The organism is Flavobacterium sp. 40-81, from assembly GCF_001898245.1.
In the GTDB taxonomy this organism is placed as follows: Bacteria; Bacteroidota; Bacteroidia; order Flavobacteriales; family Flavobacteriaceae; genus Flavobacterium; species Flavobacterium inviolabile.
This window is the reverse complement of record NZ_MKTM01000012.1, coordinates 90,779-103,947: the sequence shown is the minus strand read 5'-3', so window position 1 is coordinate 103,947 and position 13,169 is coordinate 90,779. Positions and strand designations below refer to the sequence as shown.

The window sequence follows — 13,169 nt, the reverse complement described above, 5'->3', positions numbered from 1 at the left end:
TATTAACCGCCTACGCGTTTTACTTTATAGCCTTCTTTTACAAGGAAATCCATGATTTTATCACGGAAATTACCCTGAATGATGATTTCTCCGTCTTTGGCAGCCCCGCCCACACCACACAGTGTTTTTAATTGCTTGGCCAATGTTTTTAAATCGTCTTCACTACCTGCAAACCCTTTGATGATGGTTGCTGTTTTACCGCCTCTGTTTTTTTTATCCAGATGGGCTTCCAGTTGTTGTTTGTCAGGCGCTAATGTTTCTTCCTGTTCCTGCTCGTCATGGAACTCAAAATCTTTATTGGTGGAAAATACAAATCCGCCAAGGTCTTCTAAACTGCTTATTTTCTTTGCCATAAAAAAATTATAGAGGTGATGCCAAGCCGGTATAACCGTTTGCATCACCGATATTGTAAAACATAAAAGACATTAAGTATCGAACTTAATGTCTTTTACAATACTATAAAAATAGCGATTATTTTTTAATTAACCCTAAATCTACCAAACGTTCGTATAAGAAATCACCGGCGGTAATATCGTCATAGCGTTTCGGATTTTCGGCATCAATGCAGTTTTCCAGGCAGTCCAAAGGCATTTCGCTTATCGGGTGCATAAAAAACGGGATCGAATAGCGGGAAGTTCCCCATAATTCTCTTGGCGGGTTCACCACCTGGTGAATAGTGGATTTCAGTTTGTTATTCGTGTGACGGGATAACATATCGCCCACATTAATAACCAGTTCATCATCCTGGGCAATGGCATCAATCCATTCGCCGTTGTGATTCTGAACCTGTAATCCTTTCCCTTGTGCTCCCATTAATAAGGTAATCAGGTTGATATCGCCATGTGCTGCTGCACGAACGGCATTTTCCGGTTCTGACGTGATAGGAGGATAGTGAATAGGTCTTAAAATACTGTTTCCGTTTTTGATGTAATTGTCAAAATAGAACTCGTCAAGCCCTAAGTATAAAGCCAGTGCTCTTAACACGTATACACCTGTTTTTTCAAGCATCTGATAGGCTTCTTTACCTACAGTATTAAATTTCGGAAGCTCATCCACAACTACATTAGCAGGATATTCCGCTTCTAATTTCGGGTCATTTTCAACGTATTGGCCAAAGTGCCAAAACTCTTTTAAATCGCCTTCTTTTCTGCCTTTAGCATGTTCTTTTCCAAAAGAAACATAGCCACGCTGTCCACCAATACCCGGAATTTCGTACTTTTCTTTAACCTCAAGAGGCTGGCTGAAAAAGTTACGAACTTCCCCATAAAGTTCATCAACTAATCGGTCATCTAAAAAATGACCTTTTAATGCTACGAAGCCGATGTCTTCGTAGGCTTTTCCGATTTCATTTACAAATTTTTGTTTACGTACCGGGTCACCCGATAGGAAATCACGCAAGTCAACACTGGGAATGTTTTGCATCTTGAAAAATTTTGTTAATAACTTTTTGGTCGTGAAACCATTATAAAACAAAAGTAAATAATAATTTTTAGATAAAATTCATAAAGTTATTAACAATCGGATCCGCTGTAAAAGTATTCCGGAAACACGGTAAATTTTGGGAAAATATTTTGATAACAAATAAATGTGTGACTGTTATTTTTTTATACTTTTGGGAGCGTTTAATCAAAGCAAAACAACATGAATTTTGATAAAAAAAATCTAAGTGACGACAAATTATTAGATTTATATAAAAAATTAATAAAACCAAGATTGATAGAGGAAAAAATGCTGATTCTGATCCGTCAGGGAAAAGTATCAAAATGGTTTTCCGGAATAGGACAGGAAGCAATTTCTGTTGGAATTACCTCGGTTTTGGACAAAGACGAATACATACTGCCGATGCACCGTAATTTAGGTGTGTTTACAACAAGAGAAATCCCTTTATACCGTTTATTTTCACAATGGCAGGGTAAAGCCGATGGTTTTACCAAAGGACGTGACCGTTCTTTCCATTTTGGAACACAGGAATACAAGATTATCGGAATGATTTCCCATTTGGGACCACAATTAGGGGTTGCCGATGGTATTGCTTTGGCGAACAAATTAAAGAAAAACGGAAAAGTTACAGCGGTATTTACCGGTGAAGGAGCAACTTCTGAAGGTGATTTCCACGAGGCTTTAAATATTGCTGCCGTTTGGGACTTACCGGTATTGTTTGTTATTGAAAATAACGGCTACGGTTTGTCTACACCAACAAATGAACAATACCGTTGCGAGAACCTTGCCGATAAAGGCGTGGGTTACGGAATGGAAAGCCATATTATTGACGGTAATAACATACTGGAAGTTTACACCAAAATAGACGAACTGGTAGCTTCGATGCGCACTAACCCGCGTCCGGTTTTACTGGAATTCAAAACATTCCGTATGCGCGGACACGAAGAGGCGAGCGGTACAAAATATGTTCCGCAGGAATTAATGGACATGTGGGCTATTAAAGATCCGGTTGATAATTTCAGAAAATACCTGACAGAGTTAGGGGTGCTAACGCCGGATTTGGATGAAGCATACCGTGCGGAAATCAAAAAAGAAATAGACGAACACTGGGCTAAAGTTCAGAAAGAACCTGAAATTGAAGCAAGTCTGAGCGAGGAATTGAACGATGTTTACAGACCGTATGCGTTTGAAGCGTTCGACCATTCCGATGCGGTAGAGAACATCCGTGTGGTGGATGCTATTTCACAGGGACTAAAACAATCAATGGAGCGTCATGATAACCTGGTTATTATGGGGCAGGATATAGCCGAATACGGTGGAGCCTTTAAAATAACGGATGGCTTTGTAGCACAATTCGGAAAAGACCGCGTACGCAATACGCCAATCTGCGAAAGTGCTGTTGTTTCAGCCGGAATGGGATTGTCGATTAACGGACATAAAGCGGTTGTGGAAATGCAGTTTGCCGATTTCGTTTCTACAGGATTCAACCCGATTGTAAACTACCTGGCAAAAGTGCATTACAGATGGCAGGAAAATGCCGATGTGGTGGTGCGTATGCCTTGCGGCGGCGGAACACAGGCAGGTCCTTTCCATTCGCAGACAAATGAAGCCTGGTTTACCAAAACACCGGGATTAAAAGTGGTTTATCCGGCATTTCCTTATGATGCTAAAGGCTTACTGAATACAGCGATTAACGACCCGAATCCGGTAATGTTTTTTGAGCACAAACAATTGTACAGAAGTGTTTACCAGGATGTACCTAAAGATTATTACACCATTCCGTTTGGAAAGGCTTCTTTAATAAAAGAAGGCGATCAGGTAACGATCATTTCTTTTGGAGCCGGAGTACACTGGGCCTTGGAAACATTATCGAAACATCCGGAAATTAAAGCGGATTTAATCGATTTGCGTACGTTACAACCGCTGGATACAGAAACAATCTACCAGTCGGCTAAGAAAACCGGTAAAGTGATTATTTTACAGGAAGATTCACTGTTTGGCGGAATTGCAAGTGATGTTTCTGCGATGATCATGGAAAACTGTTTTGAATATCTTGACGGTCCTGTAAAACGCGTGGGAAGTCTGGAAAGTGCTATTCCTTTTGTAAAAGCACTGGAAGATCAATATTTGCCAAAACAACGTTTTGAAAAAGACTTATTGGAATTAATAGCCTATTAACAGGTACAGTATTATAATTGTAAAGCCTCATTTTAATGGGGCTTTTTTTATGGTCTGAAAATAACTTTGGCAGCAGTGTAATTATTTTTTTGTTAATGCAAACAAGATGTAGGTTTTGTTTGTAATTTTATGTGAAAATTAAATGTATTTTTAATATAACTGTTAAATTTAATATTAATTGTAAAACGTAATTGTATGAAAAAAGTAATTTATCTTAGTTTGGCATTATTGGTTTCATTAGGTGTTTTTGCCCAGGAAACAGTAGCAAAAAAAGCCACCAAAAAAGCCGATACGGAAATGGCTAAAGCAAAGAAAAATGCGGCTGATGCAAAAAAAGAAGCTAAGGACGATACCAAAGCGGTAAAAGACAAAACAGCCAAAGCCGTAAAAGATACTAAAAAGGATGCTACAGCAGTAAAGGATAAAACAGATAAAGCTGTAAAAGACACCAAAGCGGAAGCAAAAGAAGTGGCTAAAAAAGCAGAGAAAAAAACGGATAAAGCAGTAGCCGATACCAAAGAAAAAGCTGCCACAGCGAAAAAAGACGTTAAGAGTAAAGCGGCAACAGCCAAAGCAGCTGTTACAGAAGACAAGGTAACCGGTACCTATAACGGTAAAAAAGTATATACCGGGCCAAGAGGCGGTAAATATTACATTAACGATAACGGAAATAAAACATATATAAAATAATCGAAATCAGACAGATAAAAAAGCCATACGGAAGTATGGCTTTTTTTAATACTTTTTTAGGAAAACTGTAAGGATTTTTTTTTAATTTAGTTAATATATGTGAGTATTATTTAAATGAAATGAATTTATGGATGCAAATTTTGAAATAGTTGACAAAGAACTAATAGAGGCCTTATCATTCCCGGAAAGTGATGTTTTAGATGATGATAAAGCAGCCATTACAAGAAGAATGGAAGATTTGAACAGAGCTTTAACCTTAGGTAATTTAGAGCATCTGAAAATTAAGATTTACTTTGAGGATAATGTTTCTAAAAAAATGGTGGAAACTACTATTTGGGGCGTAACGGATGAACGTATTATTTTGAAGCAAGGAGTCGTAATCCCTGTAAGAAGAATTTACAAAACAATATAGTATTACCCTTATATTATGGCACTAGAGTAGTCAATAAAAAAAGAAGTTTTTTAAGCTTCTTTTTTTATTGTAAAAACTATCGAGATTGTATATAAACAAATTATAAGATAACTTTTTTCATACAAACACTACTCTCTATACCTTCATATTGTCCGAAATTCGGGATAATATGATAACCGGATCTTTCATAAAGGCGAATGGCTTCAGGTTGTTTTTTCCCGGTTTCTAAAATGCATTCGGAAAAAAATAATTCAGTAGCCCATCGTTCTAATTCCTTTAGAATTTCACCGGCAATTCCTTGACCACGAAAATCAGGATGAACATACATTCGTTTAATCTCAGTAATATCGTCAGAATACTGCTTTATAGCACCGCAACCAACAATTTTGTCATCTTTGTACGCTAAAACGACATGTTTAATTTTGTCGATTTTATTAAACTGAGCAAAAAACAAATGCTCCTTCCCATCTCTTATTTTAAGGTCCTGGTCAAGTAACACAACAAGATTTTTAAAATCATTATTGTTTGAAGTCGTTCTAATTAAAACTGGCATAATTTAAATTATTTGGTCAGAATTTTAAAAAGACGTGAGGCTTGGTAAAGATACGAATGTTTACCAAAAAGGAATATATTTTATTTATTTACTTTCTAATAATGTATTATAAATTTAAAAAAAAGTTAAAAAAATAGTATTTTAAGTCAAATAAACACATTTTACGGGGTGTAAAATGTAAGAAATATGCGAATATTTATAGTGATTTTCACTTTATGTGAATTTTTTCAAATAAAAGGATTTCTTCTTTTAAATAGCCTGTACTTTTATAAATAATGTTATTTATTTGACTGCTGTAGCATCAATTTCAATCTGCATTTCCGTGAGTGCCAGTCTGGGAACGGGAATCAGCGTGTTTACCGGGAATTTTTTATCGGTCCATATTTTTGCCGATTCTTCAATAAGGATTTGGTGTTTCTTCTCGTCATAGTCAACGACAAGCGTGGTCAGTTTTACAATGTTTTTAAGGCTTAATCCTTTCGATTGCAATGCCAGTTCCAGGTTTTTAAAGGATTGCTGTACCTGCTTGCGGAAATCATGGCTAATAACGCCCTCTTTAGTATGGCCGCCCTGCCCGGCAACAAAAACCTGCACACTGTTTGCTGGAACTACGGCAACGTGGGAATACCCGTGTATCGTTGGGTCATAAAGGGTTTCGGGATTGGATATTTCCTGTGAAAAGCTGTTGTGCAGACTCAGCGATAGAAAAATCGGTGTCAGTATTCCGGGTTTCATGATAACTTTTTTAGAATTAGAATACAAAATTCGGTATAAAAATTAGCGGGAATGTTTACATATGTTGATGTTTTACTGCTTATAATTCCGTAAAGAAGAGGATGTAAGGATAACATCATTTTAATTTTCCGGAAAGCTCTTCTAATGATTTCCAGTCTTCCCGGAGGATTTTTGCATAATCGTTGTACAGCGTGGCCAGCCATAACAGCTTTAATTTTTCGTCATCAATGTTATAGAGGTACATCTTGAGGGGCAGCGAAGAATACCGCATTTCATCCAGTTCTTTATTTTCAAAAATAACAAGGCCGGATATACTGGCAGCAATGGCCCATCGTTTATTGTAAATAGTAACTTTAAATTCTGCATTTTCCCGGTCTATAGCATACTTTTCGCTCTTTAATTCGTCAATCAGCAAGGTCATGATATCGTTGATGGTATAGGGGCCGACAGCGCCAAAATCATGATAGTTGGATTGGTAAAACGCTATGGGTACCGGCTCCAAAAGCGCCTTCTCGGCACTGTCAAAAGCGTGTTTTCCCGTTTTGGCCAGAATAGTGTTTTCGATAATCGGGATAATATGGTTTAGCTTGAGGGTTTTGTTATCCGGTTCGTAATAATTAATAATAATATTGAAGCTGTTGGTCAGTAAATTACGGATAATGCCCACAAAATAATTATTCGCGGTATGATGCTGTCCCACCACCTGATAGGTCCTGCCGTTGTAATTTTTGATTAAATAACGACACAAAACCAGCTGACCGTCCGCTGCGATAGTATGCGAATTCTCGCCGGATTGCTTTAGAAAATTAAAAATAACATCAAACCGCTTGGTGATCGTTACAGGAAAGCCGGAGTAATTGGGATTATAATCGGGATGCAGTAACGAAAGACCGTTTTTTATCCGGGATATTATTTTAGGTACATTTTTCAATGCTATCGGCGCGTTGAAAAGGGTAGCATGAAGGATGTTTTTCAGATAATGGGTATCGGGAAAGCTATAATATTTTAAAAGGACTTTGTTGTTTTCTTCAACGACGATTTTTGAAAATTTGATCATTCCGTTTCCAATTAGCGCGGCTACATACAAATCGGAAGTATAAACGGTCATTTCATCTGAAAGCAGGCATTTTGCGGCCAGTTTGCCATTTACATAAAAGGAACCTTTATACCCCAGGCCGATAAAAAATTCACAATTGAGATTCCCTTGTATATAGTGTGTCTGGCTGTCCAGCAAGATGTTTTTGGTATTCAGGTTGCCCAATACGATTAACGGCTTTGTATAGCAAAAATCGTCAGATAGGATATAGGAAGCCACATTCAGATCTTTAAGGAAAATAAAGCCCAGGATATTCAGTTCGTCTTGATAATCCGATAGAATCTCTTTAAAATTCAGATAGCTGAGATGGACATTTTTTTCGGCAAGTATAAACACATCCGGAACAACACTGTCTTTGCGGATCGGAAATTGTAACGAATCGGTGAGCTCATACAATTTACCGGAATAATCGGCATTCATAATATTTTCCAGATACCGCTGTGCCTGTCCCGGATCGATCAGCCGCAATTTGTTTCCCTGGATAGAAACATAATTGTTCTTTAAAACCGGTTTGGATATGGGAATCGTATTCCCGTGCTGTGTAGCAGCTTTTTGCAGGTATAGGTCGTTTTTGGCCGTAATGCAGATTTCCATAGCCTGCCATAATTCCAGTGCTTTTTTCAGATAATCGGTTTCAAAGAAATCAATTGCCCGCGACTCGGATTCTATACCGTTATGATGCTGTAACTGCAGGCTGATGGTTTTGTCTTGTAGCTGCGTTGTTTCATATACAAAAAGAAAGGAATACCGTTTCGGGTTGTTGTGCAGCTCCGTAATGGTAATGGTACTCTTGCTCCCGTTATCGGTACGGAAGCAGTCAAACTGAAAAGAAAGATCGCTGCCGGTAATTGTTTTTTTGCAGTTTTGTGTAAAAGGACCGGAAGTATTAAATACAACGGGAAGGGAGCAGTAATGGACTATTTTTTCAACAGTGATATTTCGGGAAATGATAGTGCGCCAGTAGGAAATGATTTCCGGGGTCAGGGTATCCCTGTGTGCCAGTTCCCGGATCAGTTTCGGCCAGTATTGGTTTAAAAAACGGATTATACTTTCCGGCGGAACACTGTTCATTTCATTCCAGACCGTACTGTTTACAGTCTTATAGGTATATGTTATTCTGGAAGTGGTCCAGAACAGGTACTTTCTTTTCTGAATGGAAATAAACAAGCTAAAATCGCCGCTTTTGTTGATATAAATACTTTTGAATTTATGAATTACAAAATATGCCGTATCAAGATATAAACTATAGGTTTCTTTGGTGGCAAACAATGGAAAGTCAAACAATTCTTCCAGTTTTTCCAGGGGTAATAATGTCGTTATTTTCATAGGCAATCATTTAAAAAAAAGCATTCCGTAAAATAGGCAACAGGTACAGGATGTGTAGTCGTAAAGACAAATAAAATAAAGATTTACAGAAAATGCTAAAAAAGAACTACTCATAGCTACACAGAACAGCAAAATGCAGTTTTTGAGTAACTATGAGTAGTAATAATGGGTAATCGAAACGATTTGGGTACTATAAATAATCGTGTTCTCTGTTTAAATCGGTAATCAGCAGCGGATTGGTTTCCTTTGCTTTATTGATCAGTTCTTTGGGGGTATATTGCCCGTCGAGAATTTTTTGATATTCGGTTTCGGTAATGCCGACCATCTGTAAGAACTGAAGCTTTCCGTATAGGGTGTCGATCTCACCAAGTTCCGGATCTATAACAAAAAGCAATGCTTTAATCTTGGTGTCGCTGTCCAGCCGGATACTGCTGTTGAGCGGTATATAATGATACGGTTCAAACCAGCGTTCACTTTCATAGACATAACGTGCCAGATTTTGCATTACATTACCGGCATAAAAAGGGAGTTCTTTGTCCAGATGATATGGAAAGGTACGGTAAGTGAGTTCAAATCCCCATTTGCTGAATTCGCCACCAAGGGCTTTTTCATCGTAATACAGGTTGGAAAAACCATAACTGACCGCGTGATAATGGGGTAAATGGGTGTCACTATGATAATAACTGATGCCGTCTAAAGGGTCATTGCCGCCCAACATATATTTGATCATTGGAGCGTAGTGACTGGGTTCCTGCTCCGGATAAAACGATTCTAATTTGCTGTCAATTTCCATCCATCCGACAGCATCTTCCTCAGAAAATTTTTGCCTGAATTCTTCTAATGTCATAGTGTGTTCTTTTTAGCTGTTATTACTTTAAAACCGACAGCATGAGACTAAGGCATGTAGTACTGTATAGGAATGGATTTCTCAGTACTGCCGGTTTTTTTAAATTATCAGCTTTCAAATTACTAAGTAAAAATGAATGAAAATAATGTTTTAACAGTATCTTTAGATTTCAAAGAATACCGTCTTTAGTTTCTGAAAAGAAAACTCAAAAAACACAAAATGACAAAGTATACTGCTTTAAAAATGACAGGCAGTATTGATAAACAGCTTAAAAATAGACAGTCAAAAAGTGTTAGGGGTATTTCATTGCTCCTGAACAACTGTTCTGACTGTCCGGCATTCATGGTATATAAAAAAGCACATTATATGTAAAAAAAACAGGCGTATAAAATTCAAATCGACACTGAAAATCCGGGTAAATAACAAATCCGGAAATTGTTGTTTCGAATTGTTGAAACAAATTAAAAACATAGTCTGAAGAAAAACTAATATTTTACTACGCACATCTACGCACGTGGTTAATTATGTGTTAATGCGTATTAAAAAACAAAAAATGAAGTGTAAAAAGGGCAAAAAAGTAATGGATTTATCGAAAAATAGTATCCGATAAGTCCTGATGCAGAGAAAGTATGTATCTTTAATTGAGTGATAAAACAGAATATCGGTATGAATAAGCGTATCTTATCCGGATTAAACCTGCAGGATATTATCGCCGGCTTATCAATTGCCGGACTTTTACTGCCCGAAGCCGTTGCCTACTCCGGATTGGCGAATATGCCGCCGCAGTCGGGTATCATAGCCCTTTTTGCCGGTTTATTGTGTTATGCGCTGTTTGGAACAAGCCGTTTTGCTATTGTTTCGGCAACCTCTTCATCGGCTGTAGTAATGGCAGCTGCTTTAGCCGCTTACGGAAGTAATGCTTCCAGCCTCACTTTTGCCATTGGTTTGGTATTCATTACCGGGTTGTTTTTCTTAATCGCATCATTGATTCGTATCGGTACAATCACCGATTTTATAGCAAAGCCGGTATTAAGAGGCTTTACATTCGGTTTGGTTATTACGATAATTGTCAAACAATGGAGCGGTATAACCGGAATTAACACATCACATTCCAATTTTTTCCGGTATTTGCCCGATGTTTTTTTACAGTATAAAGAATGGAATTACTGGAGCATCTTAACAGCCGTTATCGCCTTATTGCTGTTAACGGTCTTTTCCCGGATTAAATATTTTCCCGGCGGTCTGGTCGTTATCGGATTAAGCATTATCATCGGGAAGGGGATTGACTTTCCGGCTTATGGGATAGCAAATGTAGGAACGATTCACTTAAAACCGGAGCTGCCGGATTTACCGGAGCTATCCTATAATGACTGGCTGCGCCTGGTAGAACTGGGACTGGCTTTGGTAATGGTCTTATATTCGGAATCTTACGGATCAATCAGGAGTTTTGCCCTGAAACATGGCGATAGCATACGGTCCAACAGGGATTTATGGGTATTGGGTGTGTCCAATATCGTTTCTGCTTTATTTCACGGCATGCCTGTGGGCGCCGGATATTCTGCAACTTCTGCCAATGAAGCCGCCGGTGCAACATCAAAAACAGCCGGTATGGTTGCTGCCATAACACTACTCCTTATTATTGTCGGGATGTTACCGCTCATCGGATATACACCTCAGCCCGTTCTGGCGGCGATTGTTATTCATGCTGTGGGACATAACCTGAATCCTGCCGTATTAAAACCGTATTTTGTATGGAAAAGGGACCGTTTTCTGCTTGTCTTTTCCATTATGAGTGTCCTTTTATTAGGCGTATTGGACGGCTTGTTAGTGGCTATCGGAACCAGCGTGATTTTATTGCTGAAACAGTTTTCAGAATCCACCATATCTATTTTAGGACGTCTGGACAACAGCCACGATTTTGTGGATATTAAAAAACATCCCGATGCGCTTCCCGTTGCCGGGATTCTGATTCTCAGACCGGATCAGCCTTTGTTTTTTGCAAATACCGAACGCATACTGAATCAGGCAAGAGCGCTGATAATAGCCGACAGGAACAGTATTCATACCGTTATTATTAGCCTGGAAGAATCCCCGGATCTGGACGGTACGGCTCTGGAAACGATAAAAGATTTCTGGGAATTCATGACAAAAGAAGAAAAGAAACTCGTTTTAACACGCCTTAAAGACCCGGTTTACCGGGTGCTGAGCCAGTTGCTCTCACCGGAATATCCAACGGTTTTCTTAAGCTTTCTGAGTGTTGACGATGCCGTAAATATTGCCGGGAAAAGCTATAAATAAGAATAATCCGATTGAGTTTTAAAAAATATTCAGGAAGAAAACCGTAAATTTGAAAGATGAAGTACCTCTTTTTGTTAATCGCCATCTTCTTTGAAGTGATTGCGACCAGTGCGCTCAAATCATCCGAACAGTTTACAAAATTATGGCCGTCGCTGATTGCTGTTGCGGGGTATGCTTTTGCCTTTTATTTCCTGTCGTTAACCTTAAAAACAATCCCCATCGGAATAGCCTATGCAATCTGGTCCGGTTTGGGAATCGTGTTAATATCGGCAATAGGGTATTTCGCGTATAAACAAACACTGGATTTTCCGGCGCTGATCGGGATTATCTTTATTATTATCGGTGTCCTGATTATCAACCTGTTTTCAAAAAGTGTTTCCCATTAAAATTACAGCACCAGTTCGGTAAACAGGCGTTCGATTGTTCCCTCCAGGTTGCCGCAAAAACCGGGATGCGGTCTTGATGTTTGTATAACGGAACTTCTCACGGCAGTTAACCAGCGAAAACGGGAAGGGATATCCATTTGCGCAATAGGGCCGCCGTCTTTATCACCACGGGCAATTTTTTCAAAAGATTCCATATTCAGGCGCAGCTGATCCACATCCAGATCGTCAGCAAACAATCTGAGCTTTTCTTCATCAATGGTATACAATACTTTGATGAATTTAGCGCCTTTTGAAAATAAAATAATGCCGACATTCAAAAATTCTTCACGCTCAACCCTCGGCAAAACGCGAATCACAGCATATTCATATAAGTGTTTCTCTTGCATTTTGAGCTTCTTTTATAAAAATTTCGGAATGACTTTTTCGTAATAATAAAAACTGAACATATACTTCTCTTAAATCTTCCGGACTGTCCCGGTTATCATCCCATAATAACCATTCGTCCGGTATTAAAGCAACTATTTCGCGGATCTTTTCCTCGGTTAACAGAGCTTTGTATGCGGTGTCTACGGTTTCCAGTAACGTTGCCTTTGGCAGTAGAACATGATCTTTTATCAGTGCAAAAGGGCTTTTGGCATGATGCTCCCAGTTGTTCCAGGAATGATGAAAATAGAAAGAAGCACCATGATCGATTAACCATAACTCTTTGTGCCAGATCAGCATATTCGTATTTCGGAAAGTCCGGTCAACATTAGTGATAAAAGCATCCAGCCACACAATCTGTGACGCCAGTTCGGCATCAACATCTGTAACCACCGGATCAAAAGTAATGGCACCCGATAAGAAATGCAGTGCCAGATTCAATCCCTGGCTGAACTGTAACAGGTCCTGGATTTCTTCATCGGCTTCGGTACGCCCGAAAGCCTCATCCAGATTGGCAAATACAATTTCGGGCAGGCGAAGTCCCAAAGCACGGGCAATTTCACCGCCAAGCAGTTCTGCAATCAGTGCTTTCGTACCGTGGCCGGCACCTTTAAATTTCAGAACGTATTTAAAATCATCATCAGCTTCTGCCAGGGCCGGGAGAGAACCTCCTTCCCGAAGCGGAGTGATATATCGTGTTACATTTACTGTTCGTAGTTTCATGGATGCATTGAATTTTTAATTTCAACAGCTACAAATGTACTATTCCGGATTTAATTGGAACG

The 13,169-nt window shown here is 38.9% G+C and carries 13 protein-coding genes; 5 read left to right on the top strand and 8 right to left on the bottom strand.

Annotated features, from left to right (window positions below; all coding sequences use genetic code 11):
* Positions 1-2: 2 nt before the first annotated feature.
* Complete coding sequence (locus BGO42_RS04165) at positions 3-353, bottom strand: translation initiation factor (protein WP_177734786.1); 351 nt, start codon at positions 351-353, stop codon at positions 3-5.
* 118 nt (positions 354-471) lie between these two features.
* Positions 472-1,422, bottom strand: coding sequence for an isopenicillin N synthase family dioxygenase (locus tag BGO42_RS04160; protein ID WP_177734784.1), 951 nt, complete (start codon positions 1,420-1,422; stop codon positions 472-474).
* Positions 1,423-1,641: 219 nt separating this feature from the next.
* Between BGO42_RS04160 and BGO42_RS04155 the strand changes: the two genes are divergently transcribed.
* The 3 genes from BGO42_RS04155 (at position 1,642) to BGO42_RS04145 (ending at position 4,720) form a co-directional block, all read left to right on the top strand.
* Positions 1,642-3,618 (top strand): alpha-ketoacid dehydrogenase subunit alpha/beta, encoded by a 1,977-nt coding sequence (locus BGO42_RS04155; protein ID WP_273246348.1) that lies wholly within the window; start codon positions 1,642-1,644, stop codon positions 3,616-3,618.
* 195 nt (positions 3,619-3,813) lie between these two features.
* Positions 3,814-4,308 carry a hypothetical protein gene (locus BGO42_RS04150; RefSeq protein ID WP_273246347.1) on the top strand — a complete coding sequence of 165 codons (495 nt, stop codon included), beginning with the start codon at positions 3,814-3,816 and terminating at the stop codon, positions 4,306-4,308.
* Positions 4,309-4,435: 127 nt separating this feature from the next.
* Positions 4,436-4,720 (top strand): hypothetical protein, encoded by a 285-nt coding sequence (locus BGO42_RS04145; RefSeq protein ID WP_273246346.1) that lies wholly within the window; start codon positions 4,436-4,438, stop codon positions 4,718-4,720.
* A 100-nt stretch (positions 4,721-4,820) separates the two neighbouring features.
* Here the strand turns inward: BGO42_RS04145 and BGO42_RS04140 are convergent, their stop codons facing one another.
* The 4 genes from BGO42_RS04140 to BGO42_RS04125 all read right to left on the bottom strand — a co-directional run bounded on the left by BGO42_RS04140 (position 4,821) and on the right by BGO42_RS04125 (position 9,277).
* Positions 4,821-5,273: a GNAT family N-acetyltransferase gene (locus BGO42_RS04140; RefSeq protein WP_273246345.1), complete on the bottom strand. Its 453-nt coding sequence runs from the start codon at positions 5,271-5,273 to the stop codon at positions 4,821-4,823.
* A 282-nt stretch (positions 5,274-5,555) separates the two neighbouring features.
* Positions 5,556-6,008, bottom strand: coding sequence for a RidA family protein (locus tag BGO42_RS04135; protein ID WP_177734779.1), 453 nt, complete (start codon positions 6,006-6,008; stop codon positions 5,556-5,558).
* A gap of 115 nt (positions 6,009-6,123) precedes the next feature.
* A complete protein-coding gene (locus BGO42_RS04130; RefSeq protein WP_273246344.1) occupies positions 6,124-8,430 on the bottom strand; it encodes a hypothetical protein in 2,307 nt (768 codons plus the stop codon).
* A 190-nt stretch (positions 8,431-8,620) separates the two neighbouring features.
* Entirely contained in the window at positions 8,621-9,277 is a 657-nt protein-coding gene (locus tag BGO42_RS04125) for a suppressor of fused domain protein (RefSeq protein WP_273246343.1), read from the bottom strand.
* A 666-nt stretch (positions 9,278-9,943) separates the two neighbouring features.
* Between BGO42_RS04125 and BGO42_RS04120 the strand changes: the two genes are divergently transcribed.
* Positions 9,944-11,575: a SulP family inorganic anion transporter gene (locus BGO42_RS04120; RefSeq protein ID WP_273246341.1), complete on the top strand. Its 1,632-nt coding sequence runs from the start codon at positions 9,944-9,946 to the stop codon at positions 11,573-11,575.
* A gap of 56 nt (positions 11,576-11,631) precedes the next feature.
* Positions 11,632-11,961 carry a DMT family transporter gene (locus tag BGO42_RS04115; protein WP_177734775.1) on the top strand — a complete coding sequence of 110 codons (330 nt, stop codon included), beginning with the start codon at positions 11,632-11,634 and terminating at the stop codon, positions 11,959-11,961.
* A 2-nt stretch (positions 11,962-11,963) separates the two neighbouring features.
* Here the strand turns inward: BGO42_RS04115 and BGO42_RS04110 are convergent, their stop codons facing one another.
* Both BGO42_RS04110 and BGO42_RS04105 read right to left on the bottom strand, forming a co-directional pair.
* Complete coding sequence (locus BGO42_RS04110) at positions 11,964-12,347, bottom strand: DUF3037 domain-containing protein (RefSeq protein ID WP_177734774.1); 384 nt, start codon at positions 12,345-12,347, stop codon at positions 11,964-11,966.
* Entirely contained in the window at positions 12,325-13,107 is a 783-nt protein-coding gene (locus BGO42_RS04105) for a HipA family kinase (RefSeq protein ID WP_177734773.1), read from the bottom strand. The genes BGO42_RS04110 and BGO42_RS04105 overlap by 23 nt, the downstream gene beginning before the upstream one ends.
* Positions 13,108-13,169 lie beyond the last annotated feature (62 nt).